This window comes from Solibacillus sp. FSL R5-0691 (genome assembly GCF_037974225.1).
Taxonomy (GTDB): domain Bacteria; phylum Bacillota; class Bacilli; order Bacillales_A; family Planococcaceae; genus Solibacillus.
This window is the reverse complement of the sequence record NZ_CP150231.1, coordinates 1,931,008-1,956,271: the sequence shown is the minus strand read 5'-3', so window position 1 is coordinate 1,956,271 and position 25,264 is coordinate 1,931,008. Positions and strand designations below refer to the sequence as shown.

Here is a 25,264-nt window from a genome sequence, read left to right as displayed (position 1 = left end):
TGGAAATCCTCTTTTTAGGTAGATTAATCTACAGTTGTTTTATATTGCAAAAGTAAGTTAAGTGCAAAGGGGAATTAAATATGAAAATTCACAAAATCGATCATGTAGGGATCATAGTAAATAACCTTACAGAAGTTAAAGAGTTTTTCGTCGAATTTGGGCTGGAAGTGCTTGGTGAAGGGGAAGTGGATGGGAAATGGGCAGAGCGTATCACCGGGCTTGCTGAAGTGAAAGCAACGATTGTCCTATTGGGAATGTCGGATGGCCAAGCCAATTTAGAGTTGGTCAAGTTTCATACAGACTTAGAGCTGTCGAATATTCAGCAATCACCAAAAACCCATATCGCTTTTGCCGTTGAAGATATTGAAACGGTCGTTGCTAAGTTGAAAAAGAAAGGCGCGGAAATAATTAGTGAAATCCAAAATTACAATAATGTTTATAAACTATGCTTTGTTCAAGGACCTGAAGGCATAATTTTAGAGTTAGCGGAGAAAATGCGATAAACTTTAATTGGAAGTTTTTGATCTTATAATTTAATCATAGTAACCTTGGTGGGAGGAATACAATTGGCAACTAATATAGCTTTTCAAAGAGAAATTAAAAGTTTTTGGTATCCAGAGTACAACAAAAATGGATATCCACATCTCCAACAAGGATTCATTCTACATCCCAACCGTAACGCCGAATTCGATCCATTTATTTTAATGGCAGAAGATTGGTATAAACGTGGCGTATTCTCTGATCACCCGCACCGTGGATTTCAAACGGTAACCTATGTTGTCGATGGCAGACTTGAGCATATTGATAATGCCGGCGGATACAGCATTTTAAATGCCGGGGATGTTCAATATATGAATGCTGGCTGGGCAGCTCGACATGCGGAAGAAGCATTTGATGATGACTTGATTCATACATTACAACTCTGGCTGAACCTGCCGAAAAGTTTAAAACATACAGAAACGTCTTATCAAAATATTTATGTTGAAGATGCTCCTGTAGTTAATATCGATGGGGGATTCGTTCGAGTTTATTCAGGGGATATTGCCGGTGTTAAAGGGCCAATGCAGAGCTTAGTTCCGATTACGATGACCGAAATTACGCTTCGTGAAGGTGCTGAGTACACGCATGTCTTACCTGAAAATCATAATTCATTCCTGTTTATGTTGGCAGGTGAAATGGAGTTTGGGGAAAGTAAGACCAAAATCTCCAAAACAGGAGCGGCTACAATCTCTTATAACGAAGCTGGTTCTGAAGACAATTCAAGCGAACTAAAGATTAAAGCAACTACACGTTCTAAAGTTTTAATATATTCAGGTGTACCGATTAGAGAAGAAATCGCTCTAGGCGGACCGTTCGTGATGAATACTAAAGAAGAAATCAGAGAAGCATTCCGTGATTTACAGCTAGGGAAATTTGGACCGCCAGCTGTAAGAAAATAAAACTGATAAATTCCCGTTATTACAATGAACCAGATGGAACTGAGCCATCTGGTTTTTTGTTTTCACCAAATTCGACGCTTAAATTATGGTAAAATTTATAATATAAGGAGAGGATTACATGGATATATTATCGTTTGCTTTTTTAGGATTCTTACTTTACATCGTTGTCTTTTTGGCAGTAAAGCATGGGATTAATTATTCTGAACTTGGAATTTTAATAAAAGAGAAATATAAGATTGAAGAAGAAAAATCAAACTTAAATAATGATATTGAAAAAGAGTTGGAAAAGGAAAGTGATAAAGAAAACTAACCGAAGTAAAGGGGGATAACTGTGGAGATTAAAAGGTTGGAAAAATGCGAAAAAGTGCCAATGGAATTATTACTACTGGCGGACCCTTCTAAAAGTATCGTGGAAGATTATTTGGCAAAGGGAGAATGTTTTGTAGCTGAAAGTAATGAGCAAATCATTGGTGTCTATGTCCTGTTGCCAACAAGACCAAAAACCGTGGAAATAGTCAATGTCGCAGTAGCTGAAGAGCATCAGGGAAAAGGGATCGGGAAATTATTAATCGGTGATGCCATTCGTGTAGCCAGAACAAAGGGCTATAAGACGATAGAAATTGGTACGGGAAATTCAAGTATTGGGCAATTGGCGTTATATCAAAAATGCGGTTTTCGGATTGTTTCAGTTGATCATAACTATTTCATTAAGCATTACTCAGAAGAAATTTACGAGAATGGCATCCAGTGTATCGATATGATCCGGTTATCGAAAGAGCTATAGGGAGGAACAATATGAAAAAAACCAATTTTTTATTCGTTGTGATTTCCGTCCTGTTTATATTGACTGCATGCAGTTTTCGAGCAGAGCCTACTACTACAATTGAAGCCATAATTTCACCATTGACCGAGGATGAATTTGAGCGAGTTGGAACACATGAATTAGAAAATCCACATATTGATGATTTCAGAAAATTTACATTAAACGTAGAAGTGAATAATGTAGACGGCCAGAAAGTTCATTTTGCATTTAGCGATAGCTGGAAGGAAGCGCTTGATTCATTGGATGCTACAGACCGATATTGGTTTGGCGGTGGTAGTGAACAAAATAATGAGAGTGAGAATTTCGCAAAGCATACTCAGGAATTTTTCTTTTATTCTAAAGGATTAAATGAAGGGTCAATCAGAGAGGCATTGAATACGATTATTTTTGAAGTAAGAATTGACAACGGTGGGGAAATCGTGACAGAAGAATATAAAGTTGGAGATTTAGTGGAGTTTGAATAAGTCATGGCTTAAATCATTAATTAATAGATTGGAGACATCTTGATGAAAATATACGATCTAGCTAGTCCATTTCTGAATCACTATGAACCTTCCAAAGAGTACTACGAAAATTATTTTAATCAACACCCTCAAATCTATAGCTATTACTTTGATCATCATTGTAAAAATAAGGAATTGAAACTTGAAAACGCATTAAAAGCTCATCCAAATAAAATTGAACAAATGTCCTGGATTACCGATAAATTAAAATCGCTAACTCCTCAAATTACAAAGGAGTACGAAAAGCGGTATCCGATAAAATTTACAAAGGATGTTTATATTTTTGTCGGTTTAGGTGGTTCGAATGCTTATACTTATCGTTCAATGGATCCTCATATTGCTTTTTGTGTTGAAAAATTTGAGTCGAATGAGGCAGGTCTAAAAGTAATAATTGCACATGAATTTGGCCATGCAGTCCATCACCTTTTCACTACACATAACGGGATAGATGCAGAAGATATACAATGGCGTAACCCATTCACATGGCTACTGCAAGAGGGCGTAGCAACATACTTATCAACTTTAGTAGTAGAGGCAGATCAGGATATTTATTTTGCATATCAACCAGATCCAGAGTGGCTGACTTTTTGTGAAGAAAATACAAAAACCTTTATCAATGTTTTTCAGCAAGATTTAGCTCAATGCACTTCAGCTGAAATATTTAAAGAATGGTTCTCGATTAACGGGGGTCAAACATTTGGCTATAGCCGGCTTGGTTATTATATTGCTTATCTTTTAGTAAAGCATTTAGTAGATGAGGAAGGTATTGAGAACGCTATGCTTTATTGGGGACATCCAGATTTTGAAGCGAGAATGAAAACGTTGTTACGCACTTTTTAAATTATAGAAACCCACTAAACATTTAAGGATGCTGATAATTATGAGATGGAGAAAGTCTTTAATCACAATGCTTATGTTTATAGCAATGTATTTTTCAGCTTCCCAATTTCTTGTTCGGGAAGATTTAATTTCTAAGTTTTTTGCAGGCATGTACTTTTTCTTTTCATTGGTTATTGGAATTGTACTACTATTGGAAAATTCTAAGAAGATTAAACAAAAATAGTAGTCACACAATGCATTCATATATTGGGGGAGTAGCATGATTATAATTAATTCAGTTGTTTTTTGGGTTATTATCTCACTAGCCATTAATACGTATTTAATGACTTTGCCGATGCCGGTTATAAGAAAAAAGGATTTTCCGGCTACTTACATGATTCAGCACGAGAATCGAATCGACTTCCAAAAAGGGACGGAATGCGCGGCATTTTCAACGGCGTACCTATTGCGTCACTTTGGCAAGGATGCTGAAGGGGAAGTATTATATCAGCATTTCCCTAACAAAACAAAAACAGGCAATGTATACCCTAAAGGAATACGGGCGGTTTTAAAAAATAAGGGATTTAAAACTCGTTATTATAAAGGGAATATAAATTCATTGAAATACGAAGTCAGCAAAGGGACACCGGTCATTGTTTTTATTAAAGTGAAGAAGGATCTCAAAAATCTGCATTTTGTCCCGGTAGTCGGATATGACAAAGAGTTTATTTACCTTTCAGAGTCACTCGGTCATTTAGTAAATGATGAAGGCGAACAGAAAAACTATAATCGAAAAGTTCCGATTGAAGAATTTAAAAAACTTTGGGATGTAAAAAGAATCCATATGCTTCCTTACAGCAATACATATATAGCAGTAGAGGGAAAATAAAGTTTCCAAAACGATGAACAGCAGGTGAAATTATGAAAATTTTTGGAGAGAAATTAAATGGCGTGAATTATGAATTAAGAAAAGGGGTTTATGCCGTTATTTTTAGTTCAACAATGAATGAAGTACTAACTGTTCAAACTTCCAGAGGTGATTACTTTTTGCCAGGTGGCGGGATAGAAGATAGTGAAAACCATACGGAATGCCTGGAAAGAGAAATACTTGAAGAAACAGGATATAACGGAGTAATCGGTTCTTTTATAGGAAACGCAAAGTGCTTTTTTCTATCAACGAAAGAAGAACCAATTTTAAATGAAGGCTATTTTTACTTTGCCCAAATATTGAAGAAAACTCAAGATCCCATTGATGACGACCATTTTATAAAATGGATTGAGACAGATAAAGCCCGGGATCTCTTAATACATGCCCATCATAATTGGGCAGTCAATGAAGGACTGAAACTACAAAAACATAAATAACGAGCTGGAATCAATGCATCCAGCTCGTTTTTATTTTAACGTCGTAGTTTAAATTTACGCATGCGGTCGACTAAGAAACCGCCTTTGAAAGATTTTGGCTCATATGAAATGATAAAGGCTTTAGGTTCAATTGACTCAACAAGCGAGAATAATTCTTTTTCTCGGTTTCGTTTCGCCAGAATTTCATATTTATAACGTTCACTGTCACGACCTTCACTGACAGATGTCGTAATGGCAAAGCCGCTGTTTCTTAACGTGTCGATCAGTTCCTGGTTTTTCTGCTGTGTATTGATTGTAACAGAGACATAACCGATAGCCAGTTTATTTTCAATCATTGTTCCGACCGGTATCCCGATACTAAATCCGAGTGCATACACAACCATCGCTATAAAGTTCTGATCACCACTAAAAATGATAGAAAGTGCGAATACGTTAATAAGAACTTCTAAAAACCCGAAAATCGAGGCTAGAAGTCTCATATCTTTGACTAAGAAAATTGTTCGTAAGGTCATTAACGGCACGTATACGAGCTGTATGACCAGGATTAGGATTATTTCCTGCATGAAATCCCCTCTTTCACTCAAAAATTTACTTTACTTTTTTACTTCTACCCTAATATGAAATTTATATTCTTATTAATTATTTGAGCAAATGCTATAAAATGAGGGGGAAATGCATTGCGGGTGCTATATTGATACTTCCTGACCATTATATAGCCAATAGTTTAAACGGTGTTTTTTGATTAATCAAAATAGGTAAAGTTAGGCAATATGCCCATCAATTAGTATTAATAAAATGATATTTTATGCACTAAGACTAATAAAAAACTGCTATGATGATAGAGTCCGAGATTATTATTTGAATATTTAAGGAGTTATGAATTTGGCGAAATCAATCAAAGCAGTACTATCACTATTAATTTTTCTACTAGTTTTTAATTGCAGCTCATTAAGCACGAGTGCAAAAAGCGTAAACCTTCTCCCGTTTGAAGACGAAAAGTCTGGAAGAAACAGTAACGCCTATTTATCTACACAAGAATATCCTTCAACTAAAATGAAGGAAGACTTTATTAATGAAATTTCTACATATGCAATGAAAGCAAATGAACAATGGGGAATTCCTGCTAGTGCAATTATTGGAATGGCAGCTCTGGAAAGCGGCTATGGAACAACAAGAATAGCAGTGAATGCAAATAATCTTTTCGGAGTAAAGGTTTGGGGGTATAACCCGAAGAATGCCTGGCAGTTGAAAGGGCAACCTGATGAAGATTATGAACCGGTACCTGTGCTGAAGGATTTCGGAAAAGACCGTAAAATTTATGATGAAAGCAAAAGAAGGGATAACTGGTATCGCGCTTTTAGTTCCTATAAAGAAGCGGTTGAATATTTGGCAGGGAACTTACTGTTAAATGATCGCTATCGTTTCGCTAAAACCAACTACGAAGAACGGATGAAAAAGGGATGGGATTATGAGCGGGCTTCCAAAGAATATTTGTTTGACATTGCCAATGCCGGCTATATCCATTTAGGCGGGGAATACTATCGAAATAAAGTAGGGGCCATCATGGATGAACGGGATTTGTATCAATTTGATGATAGAAAGTTAAAGGACATAGGTGGACATTGGGCCGAACAACAGATTTTATTCTTAACTGAAAAAGGTTGGATCTCCGGCTATCCTGATGGTACATATAAACCGAATCAATCGATAACAAGAGCTCAGGCTGCCGCTATTATTAGTAACTTTTTAGCGCTGACTACAACAAATAAAGACATCTCTTTCACTGATGTGGAAAATAGTTTTTGGGCAGCAGACTCTATACGTTTAGTGGCACAGCATAAAATAATTAATGGTATTGGTGATGGACGTTTTTCACCGAATACATATTTAACAAGGGCACAAATGGCTCAAATTTTCTATAATGCCGGTTTTTATAGCCAACCTGCTAACAAAGGTGTAAATTCATTTAAAGATGTAGACTATAACTTTTGGGCATCTCTTGCGATAGAAACGATGAAACAAGAAGGCATTATGGCGGGCTATACGGCTAGCCGATTTGGTCCAAACAATCCGACAACAAGAGCACATATGGCAGCCATGATCTATCGGATACATGAAAAGGGTTTGAATAAATAATACGGCAAATAAAAGAAGCACACAATTGTGCTTCTTTTTGTCTATCTAGGAACCTTTATGAAATCTGTTACCATACCGATGAAATATTCGAGGATTCGAACATCATCAGTGAGTTCTGGATGGAAAGAGCAGCCTAAAAATTGGCCGTCTCTGGCTAGTACGATTCGTTTTTCATATGTAGCAAGTATTTCGACATGTTTACCGACTGAGACAATATGCGGTGCACGAATAAAAACTGCTGTTATTTCATTACCGATTGATGGAATTGATAGCGGTGCTTCAAAGCTATCTACCTGTCGTCCGAAAGAATTTCTTTCCACTTCTACATCCATTAAACCGAGGTGAGGAATATTGGAATCCTTAATCTTTCTGGCCAGCAGTATAAGACCGGCACAGGTCCCGAACATTGGTACACCTTGCTGTGCCAGTGACATAATAGGGTCTAACAAATCATTTCGTTCTAACATTTTACCCATTGTCGTACTTTCTCCACCGGGTAAAATTAGACCGTCAATACCGAGTAAGTCACCGCATGTTTTAACTGCAACAGCCTCATGACCAAGAAGTTCAATTTGCTGAATATGCTCTTTTACCGCACCTTGTAATGCAAGTACTCCAATTTTCGCCATTTTACCAGCCACGCTCCTGCATCCGTTCATTAACACTCAATGAGGCTATTTCAATTCCTTTCATCGGTGTGCCAAGTTCCTTCGAAATTTCCGCAATCAGTTTGTAGTCCGTATAATGTGTAGTTGCTTCCACGATGGCACGTGCAAATTTTTCTGGGTTCTCTGATTTAAATATACCGGAACCAACAAATACACCATCTGCACCAAGTTCCATCATTAACGCGGCATCTGCAGGTGTTGCCACGCCACCAGCGGCAAAATTTACAACAGGTAAACGTCCTAAACGCTTAATTTCCAATAATAATTCAAATGGGGCACCTAAAATTTTTGCCTCGGTCATTAATTCGTCCACATTCATTCCGACAACGCGACGAACTTGGGCATTAACTTTTCGAAGGTGGCGTACTGCTTCCACAATGTTGCCTGTACCTGGTTCACCTTTCGTACGAAGCATAGAAGCTCCTTCACCAATACGTCGAGCTGCTTCGCCTAAGTCACGGCAACCACAAACAAACGGCACTGTATAATCACTCTTAAGTAAATGGAATTCTTCATCAGCAGGAGTTAAAACTTCACTTTCATCGATATAATCCACACCCATTGACTCCAATACACGTGCTTCTACAATGTGACCAATTCGTGCTTTTGCCATGACCGGAATCGTAACGGCATTCATCACTTCTTCTACAATTCGTGGATCCGCCATACGGGCAACACCGCCAGCTTTTCGAATATCTGAAGGCACACGTTCCAAGGCCATTACGGCTACTGCACCTGCCGCTTCCGCAATTTTTGCTTGTTCTGCATTAATAACATCCATAATTACGCCGCCCTTTTGCATTTCTGCCATTCCTCGTTTTACTCGATCCGTTCCAACTTGTACCATGTAAATAACCTCCATTCCTGTAATGACTCTTAGTATAATGAAAATTGACCATATTAAAATAGTCAATTTATTGTGAATCTTTAGGGTCAGTGGGTAGATACCTAAAGCCATGGGCATAAAACAGTCTGATAATTCTGTTATAATAGTGATTGCAAAGGCTTTCTAATTACAGGTTAAGGAGGTTACAAATTTGATAAATAATATAGATTTGAAACATTTACATCGTTGTGTGGAATTAGCAAGAATAGCACTTGAAAAAGGTGACGAGCCATTTGGATCAGTACTTGTTTCCGCTGAGGGAGAAGTGTTGTTTGAAGATCATAATCATGTAGCAGGCGGTGACCATACACAGCATCCCGAGTTTGCAATAGCGCGTTGGGCAGCAAATAATATGGAACCTGAAGAAAGACGCAGAGCGACAGTATATACTTCAGGGGAACATTGCCCGATGTGCGCCGCTGCTCACGGTTGGGTTGGTTTAGGGCGAATTGTTTATGCAAGTTCATCTGAACAATTGGCAAAATGGCTAGAAGAATTTGGACAAGCACCTTCACGTGTACGCAATCTGTCCATTCAAGAAGTTATAAATGATGCAATAGTAGATGGTCCTGTTCCTGAACTAGCAGAGATAGTCCACCAGCTTCATCGTCAGCATCACGAAATGAAATAATGAATAAAATATAAAATGATTTTGTGGCAAGCAAGCGCTGTTCTGTAAAAAGAATTAGCGTTTTTTTATCTTGTTGTGATAAAAATAGGTACTTATTGAGGACTTGCAAATTAAATATTTGTAAAGTAAACTTTACTTTAAGTAAAACTCGCTTTACATATAGGGAGGGTTTTTTATTAAAAATAATATTAAGGTTTTACGGGCTCAGCACAGTATGACACAAGACCAGTTGGCAGAAAAACTTTCTGTCTCTAGACAAACGATTATTTCATTAGAAAAAGAAAAGTATAATCCGTCGATTATTCTAGCATTTAAATTGGCAGACATTTTTAATTGTAAAATTGAAGATGTATTTATTTATGAGGGGGAAACTGAATGAACGAAGCTCGAAAAAATCAACTGTCATACTTATTTTTAGGTATTATTATGGTTCCATTAAGTATTTATATTAATTACCCTTATATTGCAAATGGTGATTTTCCAGTAGGTATTATGACTTTTTTCTTGGGAACAAGTTCGTTAATGATGGCATATCTATCGCCACATTTATTTCCTAAAGATGAGCGTACAAAAGAAATTATAGGTAAAAGTATGACAGTTAACTATTTCACGCTGTTTGCAACTATGACACTGCTATTTATTACAGTAGCTAAAACGCACACTGCAACAGAAGTTTTAACGATTTTATTTTGTATTATGGTAACATCCATTCCTCTAACAATGATTTTTTTCTCGAAACGGATATAGTGAAGCTGTACATATGTAAACATAATATGAGTCACATGAAACTGGGATAAGACAGTCCGATAATGAAAGGGGAAAACATAATGCAAATATTTTTCTTTATACTATTAGGGGTCATTATTACGATTCTATCAGTGATAGCATTTGCTGAGTTAGGTTTAATTCTACTGGGTGGTATTGCATTTGGTTTAATATTGTACATTACTGTTAGAGTTAGCAAAATGCCTTCTTCAAAAAGAAAGGTACAGTGAGTGTATTATCTGGCGCAGTTCTCTAAGAAGAACGCGTCTATTTTTTAACAATTTGAAAAGGGAGGGTAAAATGAGACCAATTCAAACAGGTACTAAAAGATTTTTTGAACTTTTTTTAGTAATGGCAGTCTTATTATTAGGCGGATGTTCATCGATTCAAAACGTCATTACTGAAGACGAAGCAAAGCAAATGGTCTTGGATAATCACTTAAACCAGAATGGTCGAACGGAAATACGATCGGTTGAATTGAAAAGTAATAAATACTACATTGAGTGGGAAATAAAAGATAACTGCGAACGCGGGATAGATAGTGTAAATCAACATGGCGAAATTGAGATGATCGAAGCGAGTATCTGCTAATATTAAGCACCAGTTAAGGGGAGGATGTATTGTCAACGGTATTCACTTTAATTATTCTTAATATCATTAGTATGATTATTATCTTTTTCTATGTTGAAAATGACAATTTAAAACCGACTAAATTAACGCTTATTTTTCTGATCAGTACATTTATTGTGTGGATATCTTTTATAGGCGGAATTTTTACCAATGTTCCAACTGAGTTTGTCGATTTACTTTGGAATGTATGCTGGATTTATTTAATACTTGCTGGGCTGGCTGCCATAATTTTTGAGGTAAAGAACAGTCGATTATATGTCATAGTTGCTTTACTGTTAACTTCTATAAATTTTATTTTCTTCAGCTTTTCGATTTCGATTGGAAATATGTAATTTTAAATACGTATTGATTCTTTTTATACTGTCCATTCTGTAGCAGCAAGAGGTGAAGAAAATGGAGAGAGTGGCACACTATTTTTGGGCGGTTCGGATTCCGGATGAAATCAAACAAACCATGTATGAGGAACTGAATAGAATTAAACCAGTATTCCAGTTTAAGCGATGGGTTGATTTAAATGATTATCATATAACACTTGCATTCCTTGGGGCTGTAAATCCGCAGCAACTTTCCTCTGTTATTGAATCAGTAGGGGAATCTATAAAGATTCAAAAAGCTTTTATGCTAGATATTAAAGGATTGGGTGTTTTTGGAGCTGAAAAATCACCTCGAATATTTTGGGGTGCAGTAAGTGAAGCAGATGCTTTATATGAAATTCAGGCAATAGTCCATCAAACTTGTCTTGCTGAAGGCTTTAAGTTAGAAACACGTCCATATCATCCACATATTACATTCGCCAGAAAATGGGGAGCTAATGAAGATTTTCTAGTAGACTACTTAGTCACGCAAAATCCTTTTAAAGAAAAGCATTTATCTTTTAAAGTAAATGAAATCGTCTTATATAAATCAAATATAGAAAATACACCGAAATATGAACCGATTGCGTCGATTTATTTAGAAGAATGATGTTTATTTTCGAGTGTATTAGTGCGCGGGTGCGATTCTTTAAAAAGAATCTGCGCTCGTTTTTTTGTTGGGAAGGTTAAGGTGTCTTGGGGGATTCAATCATCAACCTGAAACTTTTTTCCAATTTATCCGTATAATTTAATTAACTGAGCAAGGGGGTAAATATCATGTATGACATGCCAGGAAGAGGGGATTGGTTATTCAACTTGGGACCAATATTTATCGCAATTATTTTTATTATCATCGTTATCTCAATAATTGCTAGTCTATTTAGTGGGTTAAAGCAATGGAAGAAAAACGAGAACTCACCTCGATTAACCGTTCCGGCCATCGTTAAAGTGAAACGAACAAATGTAACAAGACGTACCCATCACCATCATGATAATAACCACCATTCCCACAGCACCTCTACAACTTATTTTGTTACCTTTGAGTTCGAGAGTGGTGACCGTTCGGAGTTTCATGTATCCGGGAAAGAGTACGGTATGCTAGCAGAAGGGGATATTGGAAAGCTAACTTTCCAAGGTACAAGATATCTTGATTTTAGTCGGGTGTAATTTCCGCAACTTAATAAGGCTCGGCAAAAACAGCGCGATACCGGAATGGAATCAGCGCTTTTTTATCTGGTTATTTGCTACCCATCTTTTGAACATATAATTTGAAAAATGTATGATACTTTATACAAGTCAAATATTAGGAGTGAGAACTTGAAAAAATATATGCCATTTGTCTTGAGCCTTTTTCTATTAGCAGCATGTGAGGAGACAAATAATAGTGCAACAGCCGATCCAGATTCTGCAACTGATTCAAAGTCTAGTGAAGTAGATACAACAAATACTCCGAGTAAGGAAGAAGCGGATTCAAATCAACCGGCAGAAGATACTTCAACTACAGAAGATTTTCAAAGTATTATTCCAAATGATTGGGATGTCGAAATGCCTACCGAATTTCCCGTTTCAGAGGGCAGCTTTTTAACTGCCATAACTAAGATTGATAATGATGTCATAACATTTAATTTCTATGAAACATCAGAAAAACTGGCGATAAACGATAAGGCCATTGAGCAAGATGGAACTTACATTGGACAAGTAACAATTACTAAATACGACTCAAAAGAATTGGCGGGCAAAGAGATTGACCAAACCGTTTTCGATAGTGGACAAGCTGTCGATTTAGGCTATGGAATTACAGGATATCAAGATGCCGGGGCGGGCTCTTTATTTACAAGCTGGAATGAAGGACGTTGGGCAATTATTGCGCGGTCCTTGACGGAAAAAGCCGAAGAAAGCTTAGCTTTAGCGAAAGAAACAGTTGAGTTTTTAGAAACGAATATGCTTCCAGTACCAAAAGATTACGGTTATTTACATGTCGATGTCGAACAATCCGGTACAATGGCGAAATGGCAAAAGGAAGAATATTTATTTGCGATGACCGATTTTGGTGAACAAACATTACCTTGGATTGTGAAATTTAAATAATATAAAGATCGAATAAGGTGGAAAATTTATATAGAAATATAAGCGAAAGAGTAAAACAGCACCCTGTTTTACTCTTTTTGCATTTTATTAACCTGATATATTTACATAGGAACTAAAACTTTATTTGACATAAACATAATAACTTTACAAAAAATGGTTGAACAAATATTGTTAATGTGTATATAATGTGATTATAGTATATACACATTATATAAAAGGTTTGTGATTATTTGGATGTTTTACTGCCATTTTATATGACAGCTTAACTGTTAAAACAAGTAATGAAGAACACGATTTTAATATGTAAAAATGAGGGATTGGCATGCAAATAATTATTTCAAACACTTCAAAAGAACCCATTTATGAACAAATTACGAATCAGATTAAATCCGCTATTTTATCAGGTGAACTTCAGGAGGGTGCAGCAATACCTTCCATGCGTAATCTGGCCAAAGAACTGCAAATTAGTGTTATCACAACGAAGCGGGCTTACGAGGAATTGGAAAAAGCGGGATTTATCTATTCCATTGTTGGAAAAGGTTCCTTTGTTGCAGAGCAAAATTTAGAAGTTATAAAAGAAAAGAAATTGAAAGTCATTGAGGAACAAATGAGCTCGGTCATCATGAATAGCAAAGAAATTGGTCTCTCGCTTGAAGAATTACAAGACTTATTAAAAATCTTATATGAGGAGTGATTTGAATGGAGAATGTTGTTGAACTTACAAATGTCTCGAAGAAATTTAAAGATTTTACTGTAAAAAATTTAAATTTAGAAGTGAAGAAAGGCTTTATAACAGGATTTATTGGAGCAAATGGTGCAGGTAAATCGACAACGATTAAAATGATGATGAATCTATTAAGACCGGATGTCGGGGAAATTAAGATTTTCGGATTGGATTACATGAAACACGAGAAGGCGATTAAAGAGCGCATTGGATTTGTTTACGATGGCAATGTGTTTTTTGAAGGGCTGAACTTAAAAGATATTAAACGCATTGTAGGCCCTGCATATAAACGCTGGGATGACGCACTATTTAATCAATACTTGGAAAAATTTGAATTACCGCTGAATAAACAAATAAAGACTTTTTCAAAAGGAATGCAAATGAAGGCATCATTGGCAATCGCATTATCCCATCATGCGGAGCTTATCATTATGGACGAGCCAACAGCAGGATTAGATCCCATTTTTAGACGAGAGCTGTTGGATCTATTACAGGAATTAATGGTGGATGGAGATCGTACCATTTTCTTCTCCACACATATTACGTCCGATTTAGACCGCATTGCAGATTATATTGCGCTTATTCAGAAGGGTGAATTACTATTCAATCAGTCTATTCTCGATGTAGTTGAAAATTATGCACTTGTTAAAGGGAGATTGGAACTTCTGGACCGAGACACTGAACAGGCATTTATTCATGTTCACCGTGCATTAACAGGATTTGAAGCATTAACGGATAATATCAAAGGAGTACAAAAAATTTTCGGAGACACCGTCGCCATTGATCAGGCCTCTCTGGAAGAGATCATGTATTACATGAAAGGGGGAATACAACATGTTTAATCTGATTAGGCGTGATGTGATATTACAGAAAAAACAGCTATTACTTTTTGTACCTTTTGTCATTTTCTTTATTTTCATGGAAGCAAATCCTGCTATGATTTTTCTCATTGCCAGTATTCTGATTCCCTTTAACACATATGCTTACGATGAAAAAGTTGAAACGAACATCTTATTAAATTCCTTACCTTATACACGCTCGGAAATTATCGCATCCCGCTATATCGGTGCTGTGATCTATATGGTGTTAGCAATTGGCGTAACAAGTCTCACATTATTTGTTTTCAATAAACCTTTTACACTTACACATATTGCGATTGGTTGTAGTTTATTTTTAGTATTTGCTTCATTTACCTTCCCATTATTTTATTTATTTAAGCCAGGTTATATTTTTCCGACTGTATTGATTAGTTTTCTCCTTTTAGCGGCGGTCGGACCATCTATTGTATTATTTTTAGCTGAACAATTGACTGTGATCAAGGATTTTATTGTTAATTTATCTAACTCTGCTTTATATACAGGCGCAACAATACTCGTCATCACAATCTATGTCGGTTCCTGGTTGGTAACAAACAGCATTTATCAGCGAAAGGCGTTTTAAATAAAGATAACACTCCATCTAGTATATAAATATATGTAGCTATTCAAAGAGCAAACTTCGCATCGTGCGGGTTTGCTTTTTCTTTTAATGAATTACTTATTTGTTTCAATAATAGTATATTTATGGTAATTTAGTAATAATTCAGTTTTTTATAATAAGGGGGAGTATCAATATGGTTTCATTTCCTAAACCAGGGGCAGAGCAGTTTTTACGTACATTTTCGATAAGGGATTTTGCGATCAGTCCAGATGAAAACCAGCTCGTTTTCAGTACAAATTTAAACGGAAAGTATAACTTATGGGCAATGAATCTGCCAAGCACATTTCCAACACAGTTGACATTCAATAACCAGAGTTGTCAGGGTCTTTTGTATGATAAACAAGGACGATTTATCCTTGCTGGTTTTGATCACGATGGCGATGAAAATACACAGTTCTTCGGTCTGCCTCTTCATGGTGGTACATTACAGCCAATTATTCAGGAAGAAGGAACGCGCAATACTGGAATGATTCTTTCAGAAGACGGGAATAGGCTTTATTACACTTCTTCAAAAGGAAATCCTTCTTTTTTGAATACTTATAAATATGACCTGGAAACAGGGGAGGAAGAATTGGTTTTAAAAGGTAAAACGACACCTACATTAACAGTTGGTTTAAGCTCTAATGAAGAAACACTCCTTTATATGACGGCGTATTCAAATACACATACACTGTTGTATGCAAAACGGGGGAACGATCATACTTTACTGACACCGGCTACCGATTCTCAGCACACGGTTAGTGATGCATGTTTTGCAACAGATAATCTTGTTTATTTATTAACAGACTACAACGCAGATTTTACATACTTAGCATCGTATAATTTGGAAACGGATGAATTTACTAAAGTTAAAGAAATAGAGAATGAAGGCTTCACTACCCTGAAATATGATAAGCACAATCAACGCCTGTATATTGTTAGTGAAAAAGGTGTAGAAGATACGGTATACAAGTATGATTTGTCCTCGGATGAGTGGGAGAAAATACAAACGCCATGTAGTACGATTGATAAGCTGGTTGTCACGAAGTCAGGAAATTTATATATGTTAGGCGGTACTGCTATTAAACCGGATAATATTTACCAATTTACAGAAAATGATTGGACTTCTCTTACTCAATATGCGGTTCCGGGTGTCGACCAAAGCGAATTAGTGGAACCTGAAGTGATTACGTATACATCTTTTGATGGACTGGCAATTGAATCCCTATTCTTCAAAGCAAAAAAGGAAAATGATAATGGGGAAATCATCTTTTGGCCACATGGCGGTCCTCAAGCTGCAGAGCGAAAATTCTTCAGAGCATCGTTCCAATTCTTTTTAAATAATGGCTATAGTATATTTGCGCCAAATTTCCGTGGATCAACAGGTTATGGATTAGCTTTCACGAAAATGGTGGACGGAGATTGGGGATATGGTCCACGTCTTGATAATGTCGCAGGTCTCGATTGGCTTATTGATAACGGCTATGCAGAAAAAGGGAATATATTATTGATGGGCGGAAGCTATGGTGGCTATATGGCCTTATTGCTTCACGGACGACATGCAGAATATTTCAAAGCGGTAGTCGATATTTTTGGACCGTCGGATTTGTTTTCATTCGTCAATTCAGTTCCGGAAGACTGGAAACCAATGATGGATCAGTGGGTAGGAAATCCAGAACGAGACAAAGAAAAGTTCATTGAATATTCTCCGATCACGTATTTAGAGACGATGACAAAACCAATGCTCGTTATTCAAGGAGCAAATGATCCGCGCGTTGTAAAAGAAGAGTCGGATCAAATTGTACAGGCGTTGAAAGATAAAGGCCGTGAAGTTGAATATATGCTTCTGGAAGACGAAGGTCATGGATTCTCTAAAAAAGAAAATGAAATTGCGGTTTACCAAAAAATCCTTTCATTCTTTAGTCAATTTGCAACGTCAAAAGTGAAAGCCTAGTGAATCAGCGACAACCACTATACAAGAGTGATTGTCGCTGTTTTACTTTGAAATAAGCTTATCCAATAATGATTGAAACCCTTCGTTCACCACTAGTAGCTGGTCGTTTTCTTTGACTCCAAAAATATAAAATTTATTATTATTTTCTGGGGAATAAATATAGCGATTTTCTAACTGTGTTTCCAGTGCAGGTATACTATCCAATTGTTGAACTCTTACTACATATTTAACTTCATTTTCCTGTTTATATTCGATATCGAATAACGGCTCTTCTTTAAGAATTTTATGATCCGGACGCTCCAACTGTACATAGGGGTACCTATACATTTCTATCATTGGAGTAAAAGCTGCATCCGATTCCGTAAAGGTTAACAATTCTTCATTTGCTTTGCGATCTATTACTGAAATAGTATCAATATGAGTCTCACTACTCATAATCCCTTTTAACACTTCATATCTACTATGCTCTTGCCAGAGGTCTAAAATAAACCAACCAACAAAAATGACACCGATTAATGTTAGCCAAGGCCATCTTTTCATAATTACCACCTTACTTAATGTACTTCTACAACTACTTCTATATAATTTAGTGAAATCCTTTAAAAGGAATAGGGGGACATTAGCTATCCCTGATATTACTTGCAAATATAAAAAAGTTGAAACATTTACCATTTTTATTCGTATAGATACATAAAGGGGTAATGAATATGACTCTCAATAATAAGTTACGAAATGAGAAAGTGAATAGATCTAGCTATGTTATTCCTGTTTTTATTGGTGGAGCAATAGGCGCTGTTTTAGGTGTAATCGCATATGTGAAGGACTGGCTCTGAATTTTATCTAAAAGAAAATTCCTATACTTTAATAAAAAATGAAGGGAGGTTAAATTATGGATGCATTATCAATCCTGGTTATTGTACTCATCATCACCGGAATGGTTGTATGTGCAATCAAAATGAGAAGTTTGAAAGATAAAATTCATGATAGTACAGCTACACCAATAATCCTTAGATGGATAATAATAACTGTTGCGTGGGGCGTATTGAGCATTTACGTAGTAGCATGGTGGCTAATGCCTCGATTGCTGTAAATTCTTCACTATATAAAAAGAGGGTAATTAAGCCCTTGTTTCGAATGATAATAAGAGGATGTATAAACGAAGGAGCTGTTTTATATGTGTGGGATTAGAAACTAAAAATAAAGAACGAGATATTTTGCTTACAAAGCATCGTCAAGAACTGATGGATACAATCGAACTTGATCTGATTAAAGACGAGAACGTGTTGGCCGTTTTTTATGGAGGATCCATAGGGAATGAGGAAACGGATTTATATTCTGATATCGATCTCCGTATTGTTGTAAAAGATGAAGTTTATGAGGAATATAGGTTGAATAAAAAGCAAAGGGCCAGTAACTGGGGAAATGTACTTTTCTATGAAGACTTTCATTGGGCAAATTACAGTACGGCACATTATAGGTCATTTATAAAAGTGGACAGCTTTTATTATAAAACAGAGCATATGAAGCCATCTATCTGGACTCAAAAATTGAAAATTGTCCATGATCCAACTGGTTTGATCCATGGTGTATTAACAAAATCAGTAACATTAACGTATAGCCCAACAATTTTAGAAATTGAGCATTGGAGAACAAAATTTTTTGCTTATCTTCATGAAGCCTATAGAAGAGTGATGAGAAAAGAAATCTATTATGCACTACACAATTTAGATAATTTAAGATTATCCATGATAACCGGCTGGTATATGGAAGCAGGCATACAACCAAACACCTTTGGGGATTGGGCGAAATTAGAAGGAGATAGAAGCAAATTAAGTGAACGGCAATTAACACTGTTAGTTCAATGGCACTCTAGTAGGGAACAAGAAGAAATTTTAACTGTCATGAAAAGTATCATTCCAGAATTTATTCAAGTTCATAAACAATTAAGTGAGCAATACGGCGTCGACGAGAACACCGAATGGGTAAAAGAAATTATAGATTTGGTAATGTAATTTCATATATAAGTCAGCGGTAATATGGCAGTAGAGAATATAAAAAACGCTCAGATTTTACATTTCCTGAGCGTTCAATCTGCCTATTCGACTAAAACCCTTACTTCGTGTTTTTGAAAATAATCCCAAAAAGTGTACCTATCCAAACGCCTACAAAAATAGTAAATGCAAAGAAGCCTAGACCCATACCTTCCCAACCACCGACAACTAATATGCTGAAAAGGATTAATCCGAAACAAAGTAGTGTCATTACAGCAGAGGTTAAAAGCAAAACTTTTTTTGAAACTTTACGGGCAATGAAAAACATCATAAATGCAAACAAAATTCCTAACAATATTAACGGAGTCCAACCGTCCAACATTAAAGCATCCACTTAATTACCTCCTATTATGTTTCCGCGAACCAACATGACTGTTATATACTTAAAACACTTCTGTAAAAACCTTAACATAAATTTTCCAATTATTTAAGGGCATTAGGAAATTGCTGACTATTGATTACTCGAAATGTCTTATAATTAAATCCGAAGAAATCGGCTTTCGCTGGATTTCTCTCGCCCAAATGGACAGCTGACCGATGTGATGAATTTCATGCGTTATCATATGGGCGAGAATCTTTTTTTGTGTAAACTCTAATAGTGAACCGTCCTGTCGCTGTACTTCTATTATTTTGAACTCATAGTCTGAAGGAAGTTGTTCAACAAACTGTTCAGTTAACGATTGGACAAAACTCGAATATTCTTTGATCTCACTCAAATGAGTAAGGATTTGACGCCCATCAAAAGCTACTTTTCCATCAACTAATGAATTCAACCAAAGCAACTCACAATCTATTATATGGATAAGTGTTTCACGAATACTTTTCATACCCCCAACGCGCTCTTTATAAAATTCTTCTTCAGATAATGATTCACACCATTTGAACCATTCTTCCCGTACTTGCCAATTATATTTAAATAAAGATAACATTTTGCACCTCATTCTAGTAGAATAGTAAACAAATTATAACTTAAATGGGTTTATTGGAAAATAGTGGTGAAGGTTAGATTTCAATTAAGGAGTTGAACGAATGAATAAAAATACTTCCAATAAGGTCTACATTAAGAAGTAACTGGAGTGAGTGCATGAAAAAAAGTAAAACAGTCGTAGCCATATTGCTCTTAATTGTTGCATTAGGTGCTAGCAGTTATATCTACTTCAACCAGCAAGTAGCTTTTGAACAATTTTTTAAATTTGATGAGGATTATGCAAAAACAAAAGACGGTGATATAACAATTTATAGGGCACAGGAAGTTTTGTTTGATACAGAAGCCGTTCTTGACCGGATAGAACCGACAAAACAGTTGGCACAAGACATTTTTAAAATGGACTTTAAGACACATAATTCGTTGCCTATTTTCGTTACACTACCTGGATATAAAGGTCACGAAAAGATGGGGGCAAACACTGGAGTATATATAGATAATATGGGGATAATCTTCATAAATGGGGAAAATGCGCAGTTTTCATCGTATACAGCTGTCCATGAATATAGTCATTTTTTATTTGATTTATACTTAAGCGAGAATGGCATTTCGATTCAGGAAATACCTGCATGGTTCACCGAGGGAATAGCGGAATACTTTTCGTTTAAAATCGAACAGGCTTTGCCAACTTTTTATACATATTACTTCAATACTTTCCCATTTGATAAATTACATGAAATTAACAGTGGGAATGTCAATACAATCTACCTTCAAGGCTTTTATGCCATTTTTGATTTAATTGAATCATATGATGAAGATGTCATAACTCAAATTATCTCCGCTTATAAGACGTCGGGTGATTTTACAGCAGCTTTTGAAGAAGTAACGGATGAAAACTATGCCGAGTACCATGATAACTTTCGCTTAAATAAAAATAAAATCGATCTATTGGCCGATCAACTTTCAGAGCCGGAAAAGGTACTCGAAACGGGTGAACAACTATTGGCTAATCAAGCGAGCATTAACCCATATTCTCCATTTATTTTGCCATACCTCGTTTCCGCTGCAATTGAGTTAAATGAAATAAGTTTGGCGAAAACGTATTTGGATTCACTTGACCAACTATTGTTTAACCCCAATGATTATTTATATTTTGCGGTACAATTTCAAGAAGCAGGCGAACATTCAATAGCTGCCAAACTGATTGAAAAAGGTCGTTATTTTGGAAAAGCCTATCATTATGATCTGGAGTTATATGAAAGGGAGGCTGAAAAGATACTTACATCAGAAGAGCTATAGTTGAGTTTGAATAAAACTATCTAGTCGGCAAGAATGTGGGGTAATTAATCATGGGAAATTTTTTTACTAGTCTAATTTTAATATTGTCCATCTTTGGACTTGTACTATTTATTATGAATAAGTTTTTAAGAAAATGGCTAAACGTGGAGAAGAAAGAGTTTTTCTCCAATCACTTTGTAAATAAAAAACATAAAAAAATGGATTGGACTATTAGAATTACTTTTATAGTCGTTATGCTAGTTGGTTTTTTCTTTAACGTCAGTGAAGATCCTTCAAAGCACATTTGGTTTTTGCAACCATATATCCTTTTGTTTGGATTAATTTTTGTAACTGAACTGGTCAGGATTGTTATGGAGAAAAGATATGCTGCAAACAAAAATGATTATATTTTTACATCTGTACAATTAGTAGTCATCTCGCTATTTTTAATCGCAATGTTTTCGACAGATTTTTTTGGCTTGCTGGCATGGGAGTAAATACGTATACTTTTTCGCTTAAAGCTTATTAAGTAAGGAACCACTCATGAAAAAGAAGTTAATAATGGGGATTATATTAATCGCTCTTATATGTGCAGGGCTGTTCCAAGTTACGAAACTGAGAACCTTTCAATTATTTGGTGCGTTGACCTACCACGCGGAAACAGAGGAAAAGGTTATCGCTTTAACTTTTGATGACGGGCCGACGAAGAATATGGATCAGCTTTTGTCTTTGCTGGATGAATACAATGCGAAAGCTACATTTTTCCTTATCGGTAATGAAATCGAAAAGCATCCTGAAGAAGCAAAAAAATTATTCGATGCAGGGCATCAAATTGGGAATCACACGTATTCCCATAAAAGAATGGTATTAAAATCGCCTTCTTTTATTAAAAAGGAAATAGAAAAAACGGATGAGCTGATCAGAAGCATTGGGTACACCGAGGAGATTGATTTTCGCCCACCTTACGGCAAAAAATTCATTGGCCTGCCTTATTATTTAAACAAACATAATAAGGAAACCATCATGTGGTCGTTGGATCCGGAAACGTATTATACAAGTGTAAATGAAAAAATCAGTTATGTAATGGAGAACATTGAACCGGGCTCGATTATTTTACTGCATCCAATGTATGATCAAACCGGCGAGACATTACAAGTTGTTGAAACGATTTTAAAAGAACTTACGAATGAAGGTTATCGGTTTGTAACAGTGGATGAACTTCAGGCGCTATGATCTCTTGATAGCACAGTATTTTATAAAACCTGTATCTTTGATTACTCGATAATCTACGGTACAGGTTTTTATAATTGTATAACGAAGTATTTTTAGAAATTTGAACCTATATAGCATTGGCAATCGTCTAATAGCAGAATTGATAATGATTAGTAAGGGGGGCAGTACATTGGACAGTGAAGAAAAGGATTATTTACTAGAAAAAATAATGATTGAATATGGGACTGAGCTGGTGCGGCTTGCATTTTCCTATGTGAGAGATAAAGAAGTTGCGAAGGACCTTGTTCAAAATACATTTATAAAATGTTATAACAACCTGGAATCCTATCGATTTGAGGCGCAAATCAAAACATGGCTTTATCGTATAACCATCAATGAATGCAAAGATTATTTGAAAAGTTGGCACTATAAAATGGTACAGGTTAAAAGTTTTATTAATGAAACAACCAAGGCTGTACTACCATCAATAGAAAAAACCGTAATTGATAAATATAAAGATGAAGAAATTAAAGATATCATTCTATCTCTTCCTAAAATCTATCGGGAAGTTGTTTATCTTTACTACTATAATTCATTAAACACAGAAGAAATTGCCGGTGTTTTGAATATCTCTGTCAATACGGTGAAAACTAGATTAAGAAGAGCGAAGCAACGGTTAGAGCCAATGATAAAGGAGGCGGAATTTAATGGGAGATAAACGATTCAGAAGGGAAGCTAACATTTTAGATCAAGAATTGAAATTTACTAAAGAGGACCGGAATGAAGTATTCAAAAGAATCCATAACTCACAGAAAAATAATATCCCCAAAAAATATGTAATTCCACTAAGAAAAGCGATCCCGCTTACATCTGCTTTTTTCATTGTAGGCTTATGTTTATTTTTATTCCTTCCGTCAATGCTTCCTGGGAATATTACCAAAGAAACAAGTAGCGTTAGTTTAAATAAAGAAAGAAATCCCACTGTTGCAGGCACTACAGAAACAGAAGAGGCAAAAGTGTTAACGACATTAATTACGGTTAAGTCTGAAAAAATGGAGGATCGAATTTACCTCAACCTTTTACTTTCATACAGTACAGACAAAAAAATAGTGAAAGTAGTATCGATTCCTTCTGATACATATGTACCTGTCGCTGAACAAGATGAAGCGACTACATTAAACGACAAACTGTTATTTGCGTATAAATTCGGGGGAGCTAAAAATGTGAGAACAATTGTCTCTAATCTTTTTGATATACCGATTGATCACCATGCAGTGATTGAACTGAGGAGTTTTTCTTCGCTCATGGATTCTATTGGCGGAGTAGAGTATCATTTGCAGGATGATATGACAGTAAGAGGGATAACTCAAAGGACAATAGAATTTAAAAAAGGCGCCAATCAATTAAATGGAGAAGAAGTCGTAGCATTAATGATGGCTGCTACAGAACCGAACAACCTTGATGAAGGGAATCTTTTAAAGCTGATGGAAGCAGTAATAGATAAAGCGGAAAATGAAACCTCACCAAATAAGTTGAAAGTATCATTTGCAAATTCATTAAGCGATATGCAGTTGTTAGATAAGGATATTAGAGCTTTCCAACAAATATCTTTAAGCGGCGGAATGATCGATGATGCAATTACAATAAATAATACGGAAGGCCAACACATTTACAGGTTAGATGAGGAGTTCTTAAATGCAGTAACGAAAGAGTTAACTACCTTTAAATAATAATTAGAGGCTCGATTTTAACAAGTGGAATCGAGCCTTTCTATGTGATTGATAGTGCCGTCCACAAAGAATTATTCAAACGGATTAGCTGTCGCGTAATCAATACACTGTTCGACAAACTCCAATACATCTTTGGAAATCGGATATAGACCGGTTTCTTCATCGGGCATTTTTCTTACTTCCCAGAACTTTTCTATTAAATGATCGTCCCCTTGAAACGTCACATCTGTTAACTCAATTAGCTTCCTGCCAATTTCAATACCTTGCTTCGACTCTGCCTGAATACCTTGCTCTATATAGGTTTCAATTTCATTTAACAACACAATATACTGGTGTGTTATTACATCATTATGACTTAGGCTAGGGATTATTTTTTGCAAAAGAACCTTTTCGTTATATTGAAAATAATCGATCCAATTTTTTGTATTGCTTTGTGAGCGATGAACAAGTTTCGAAACATGTTCCCAAGATAAATCATGTTTCATGTCTATCATGTTAATTAATGATGTCGTGTTTGCTATACTCGTTTGAAGTTTTGATAACTGTTCTTGCAAATGGTTGTAATGTGAAATAAGTATTTGTTTATATGTTAACTTATCCAACAAAATTCTGATTTCCTCTAAAGGAAGAGAAAGAGATTTTAAAATAATAATTTTCTCTAATTTGAATAAGTCTTTTTCGGAATAATATCGTTTTCCATGCTCATCTTTAAAGCTGGGTGTAAGGAAATCAATCTGATCGTAATAGCGAAGTGTTCGCATAGATATATTCCGTTGTTTACTCACTTCACCTGTTGTCCATCGTTTCATGTCAATTCCCCCTTAAA

At 35.8% G+C, this 25,264-nt stretch carries 34 protein-coding genes; 27 read left to right on the top strand and 7 right to left on the bottom strand.

Annotated elements, in window-relative coordinates; genetic code table 11:
* Positions 1-80: 80 nt before the first annotated feature.
* The 8 genes from MKY51_RS09705 to MKY51_RS09670 all read left to right on the top strand — a co-directional run bounded on the left by MKY51_RS09705 (position 81) and on the right by MKY51_RS09670 (position 4,949).
* A complete protein-coding gene (locus tag MKY51_RS09705; protein WP_339171440.1) occupies positions 81-503 on the top strand; it encodes a VOC family protein in 423 nt (140 codons plus the stop codon).
* A gap of 63 nt (positions 504-566) precedes the next feature.
* Entirely contained in the window at positions 567-1,439 is an 873-nt protein-coding gene (locus MKY51_RS09700; RefSeq protein WP_339171436.1) for a pirin-like C-terminal cupin domain-containing protein, read from the top strand.
* Positions 1,440-1,557: 118 nt separating this feature from the next.
* Positions 1,558-1,749, top strand: coding sequence for a hypothetical protein (locus tag MKY51_RS09695; RefSeq protein ID WP_339171434.1), 192 nt, complete (start codon positions 1,558-1,560; stop codon positions 1,747-1,749).
* A 21-nt stretch (positions 1,750-1,770) separates the two neighbouring features.
* Positions 1,771-2,223, top strand: a complete 453-nt coding sequence (locus MKY51_RS09690) for a GNAT family N-acetyltransferase (RefSeq protein ID WP_339171431.1) — start codon at positions 1,771-1,773, stop codon at positions 2,221-2,223.
* An 11-nt stretch (positions 2,224-2,234) separates the two neighbouring features.
* On the top strand, positions 2,235-2,726 hold the full coding sequence (locus tag MKY51_RS09685; RefSeq protein WP_339171429.1) for a fructose-bisphosphate aldolase: 492 nt from the start codon (positions 2,235-2,237) through the stop codon (positions 2,724-2,726).
* A gap of 42 nt (positions 2,727-2,768) precedes the next feature.
* Complete coding sequence (locus tag MKY51_RS09680) at positions 2,769-3,605, top strand: hypothetical protein (protein WP_339171425.1); 837 nt, start codon at positions 2,769-2,771, stop codon at positions 3,603-3,605.
* A 259-nt stretch (positions 3,606-3,864) separates the two neighbouring features.
* Positions 3,865-4,473: a cysteine peptidase family C39 domain-containing protein gene (locus MKY51_RS09675; RefSeq protein WP_339171422.1), complete on the top strand. Its 609-nt coding sequence runs from the start codon at positions 3,865-3,867 to the stop codon at positions 4,471-4,473.
* 32 nt (positions 4,474-4,505) lie between these two features.
* Positions 4,506-4,949 (top strand): NUDIX domain-containing protein, encoded by a 444-nt coding sequence (locus MKY51_RS09670; protein ID WP_339171419.1) that lies wholly within the window; start codon positions 4,506-4,508, stop codon positions 4,947-4,949.
* 35 nt (positions 4,950-4,984) lie between these two features.
* On the opposite strand, the gene MKY51_RS09665 is transcribed toward MKY51_RS09670, so the two are convergent.
* Positions 4,985-5,512, bottom strand: coding sequence for a DUF2179 domain-containing protein (locus MKY51_RS09665; RefSeq protein WP_339171416.1), 528 nt, complete (start codon positions 5,510-5,512; stop codon positions 4,985-4,987).
* Positions 5,513-5,831: 319 nt separating this feature from the next.
* Here MKY51_RS09665 and MKY51_RS09660 point away from each other — a divergent pair, with 319 nt between their 5' ends.
* A complete protein-coding gene (locus MKY51_RS09660; RefSeq protein WP_339171415.1) occupies positions 5,832-7,085 on the top strand; it encodes an S-layer homology domain-containing protein in 1,254 nt (417 codons plus the stop codon).
* Positions 7,086-7,126: 41 nt separating this feature from the next.
* Here the strand turns inward: MKY51_RS09660 and pdxT are convergent, their stop codons facing one another.
* Positions 7,127-7,714, bottom strand: coding sequence for a pyridoxal 5'-phosphate synthase glutaminase subunit PdxT (pdxT, locus tag MKY51_RS09655; RefSeq protein ID WP_339171414.1), 588 nt, complete (start codon positions 7,712-7,714; stop codon positions 7,127-7,129).
* A 1-nt stretch (position 7,715) separates the two neighbouring features.
* Positions 7,716-8,600 (bottom strand): pyridoxal 5'-phosphate synthase lyase subunit PdxS, encoded by an 885-nt coding sequence (gene pdxS / locus MKY51_RS09650; protein ID WP_339171411.1) that lies wholly within the window; start codon positions 8,598-8,600, stop codon positions 7,716-7,718.
* Between the two features lie 190 nt (positions 8,601-8,790).
* On the opposite strand from pdxS, the gene MKY51_RS09645 reads away from it, so the two are divergent.
* The 11 genes from MKY51_RS09645 (at position 8,791) to MKY51_RS09595 (ending at position 17,242) form a co-directional block, all read left to right on the top strand.
* Complete coding sequence (locus MKY51_RS09645) at positions 8,791-9,270, top strand: nucleoside deaminase (RefSeq protein WP_339171409.1); 480 nt, start codon at positions 8,791-8,793, stop codon at positions 9,268-9,270.
* A 175-nt stretch (positions 9,271-9,445) separates the two neighbouring features.
* The gene (locus tag MKY51_RS09640) at positions 9,446-9,649 is read left to right on the top strand and encodes a helix-turn-helix transcriptional regulator (protein ID WP_339176605.1); all 204 of its coding nucleotides are present in this window, start codon (positions 9,446-9,448) and stop codon (positions 9,647-9,649) included.
* A complete protein-coding gene (locus tag MKY51_RS09635; protein WP_339171407.1) occupies positions 9,646-10,017 on the top strand; it encodes a hypothetical protein in 372 nt (123 codons plus the stop codon). Before MKY51_RS09640 ends, MKY51_RS09635 begins: the two co-directional genes overlap by 4 nt.
* A 318-nt stretch (positions 10,018-10,335) precedes the next feature.
* Positions 10,336-10,626, top strand: coding sequence for a hypothetical protein (locus MKY51_RS09630; RefSeq protein ID WP_339171405.1), 291 nt, complete (start codon positions 10,336-10,338; stop codon positions 10,624-10,626).
* A 432-nt stretch (positions 10,627-11,058) separates the two neighbouring features.
* Entirely contained in the window at positions 11,059-11,628 is a 570-nt protein-coding gene (thpR, locus tag MKY51_RS09625; RefSeq protein ID WP_339171402.1) for an RNA 2',3'-cyclic phosphodiesterase, read from the top strand.
* A 167-nt stretch (positions 11,629-11,795) separates the two neighbouring features.
* Positions 11,796-12,185 carry a DUF2500 domain-containing protein gene (locus MKY51_RS09620; RefSeq protein ID WP_339171400.1) on the top strand — a complete coding sequence of 130 codons (390 nt, stop codon included), beginning with the start codon at positions 11,796-11,798 and terminating at the stop codon, positions 12,183-12,185.
* Positions 12,186-12,335: 150 nt separating this feature from the next.
* Positions 12,336-13,106 carry a hypothetical protein gene (locus MKY51_RS09615; protein ID WP_339171397.1) on the top strand — a complete coding sequence of 257 codons (771 nt, stop codon included), beginning with the start codon at positions 12,336-12,338 and terminating at the stop codon, positions 13,104-13,106.
* Between the two features lie 322 nt (positions 13,107-13,428).
* On the top strand, positions 13,429-13,800 hold the full coding sequence (locus MKY51_RS09610) for a GntR family transcriptional regulator (RefSeq protein WP_339171394.1): 372 nt from the start codon (positions 13,429-13,431) through the stop codon (positions 13,798-13,800).
* A gap of 5 nt (positions 13,801-13,805) precedes the next feature.
* Positions 13,806-14,672, top strand: coding sequence for an ABC transporter ATP-binding protein (locus MKY51_RS09605; RefSeq protein ID WP_339171392.1), 867 nt, complete (start codon positions 13,806-13,808; stop codon positions 14,670-14,672).
* Entirely contained in the window at positions 14,665-15,270 is a 606-nt protein-coding gene (locus tag MKY51_RS09600) for an ABC-2 transporter permease (RefSeq protein ID WP_339171389.1), read from the top strand. The genes MKY51_RS09605 and MKY51_RS09600 overlap by 8 nt, the downstream gene beginning before the upstream one ends.
* Before the next feature lie 172 nt (positions 15,271-15,442).
* Positions 15,443-17,242 carry a prolyl oligopeptidase family serine peptidase gene (locus MKY51_RS09595; protein WP_339171387.1) on the top strand — a complete coding sequence of 600 codons (1,800 nt, stop codon included), beginning with the start codon at positions 15,443-15,445 and terminating at the stop codon, positions 17,240-17,242.
* Positions 17,243-17,284: 42 nt separating this feature from the next.
* Here the strand turns inward: MKY51_RS09595 and MKY51_RS09590 are convergent, their stop codons facing one another.
* The gene (locus tag MKY51_RS09590) at positions 17,285-17,782 is read right to left on the bottom strand and encodes a histone acetyltransferase (protein WP_339171385.1); all 498 of its coding nucleotides are present in this window, start codon (positions 17,780-17,782) and stop codon (positions 17,285-17,287) included.
* A 349-nt stretch (positions 17,783-18,131) separates the two neighbouring features.
* Between MKY51_RS09590 and MKY51_RS09585 the strand changes: the two genes are divergently transcribed.
* On the top strand, positions 18,132-18,332 hold the full coding sequence (locus MKY51_RS09585; protein ID WP_339171383.1) for a phosphate starvation-inducible protein PhoH: 201 nt from the start codon (positions 18,132-18,134) through the stop codon (positions 18,330-18,332).
* A gap of 88 nt (positions 18,333-18,420) precedes the next feature.
* Positions 18,421-19,254, top strand: coding sequence for a hypothetical protein (locus tag MKY51_RS09580; protein ID WP_339171380.1), 834 nt, complete (start codon positions 18,421-18,423; stop codon positions 19,252-19,254).
* 100 nt (positions 19,255-19,354) lie between these two features.
* Here the strand turns inward: MKY51_RS09580 and MKY51_RS09575 are convergent, their stop codons facing one another.
* Together MKY51_RS09575 and MKY51_RS09570 are read right to left on the bottom strand one after the other, a co-directional pair.
* Entirely contained in the window at positions 19,355-19,627 is a 273-nt protein-coding gene (locus MKY51_RS09575) for a YesK family protein (protein WP_339171377.1), read from the bottom strand.
* Between the two features lie 124 nt (positions 19,628-19,751).
* Complete coding sequence (locus tag MKY51_RS09570) at positions 19,752-20,222, bottom strand: DinB family protein (RefSeq protein ID WP_339171374.1); 471 nt, start codon at positions 20,220-20,222, stop codon at positions 19,752-19,754.
* Between the two features lie 155 nt (positions 20,223-20,377).
* On the opposite strand from MKY51_RS09570, the gene MKY51_RS09565 reads away from it, so the two are divergent.
* The 5 genes from MKY51_RS09565 (at position 20,378) to MKY51_RS09545 (ending at position 24,438) form a co-directional block, all read left to right on the top strand.
* On the top strand, positions 20,378-21,517 hold the full coding sequence (locus MKY51_RS09565) for a collagenase (RefSeq protein WP_339171372.1): 1,140 nt from the start codon (positions 20,378-20,380) through the stop codon (positions 21,515-21,517).
* A gap of 50 nt (positions 21,518-21,567) precedes the next feature.
* Positions 21,568-21,993 carry a DUF4181 domain-containing protein gene (locus MKY51_RS09560; protein WP_339171369.1) on the top strand — a complete coding sequence of 142 codons (426 nt, stop codon included), beginning with the start codon at positions 21,568-21,570 and terminating at the stop codon, positions 21,991-21,993.
* Positions 21,994-22,039: 46 nt separating this feature from the next.
* Entirely contained in the window at positions 22,040-22,729 is a 690-nt protein-coding gene (locus MKY51_RS09555) for a polysaccharide deacetylase family protein (protein ID WP_339171365.1), read from the top strand.
* A 169-nt stretch (positions 22,730-22,898) separates the two neighbouring features.
* The gene (locus tag MKY51_RS09550; protein WP_339171363.1) at positions 22,899-23,426 is read left to right on the top strand and encodes a sigma-70 family RNA polymerase sigma factor; all 528 of its coding nucleotides are present in this window, start codon (positions 22,899-22,901) and stop codon (positions 23,424-23,426) included.
* Positions 23,416-24,438 (top strand): LCP family protein, encoded by a 1,023-nt coding sequence (locus MKY51_RS09545; RefSeq protein WP_339171362.1) that lies wholly within the window; start codon positions 23,416-23,418, stop codon positions 24,436-24,438. Before MKY51_RS09550 ends, MKY51_RS09545 begins: the two co-directional genes overlap by 11 nt.
* Before the next feature lie 71 nt (positions 24,439-24,509).
* Here the strand turns inward: MKY51_RS09545 and MKY51_RS09540 are convergent, their stop codons facing one another.
* Complete coding sequence (locus MKY51_RS09540) at positions 24,510-25,247, bottom strand: MerR family transcriptional regulator (RefSeq protein ID WP_339171359.1); 738 nt, start codon at positions 25,245-25,247, stop codon at positions 24,510-24,512.
* Positions 25,248-25,264 lie beyond the last annotated feature (17 nt).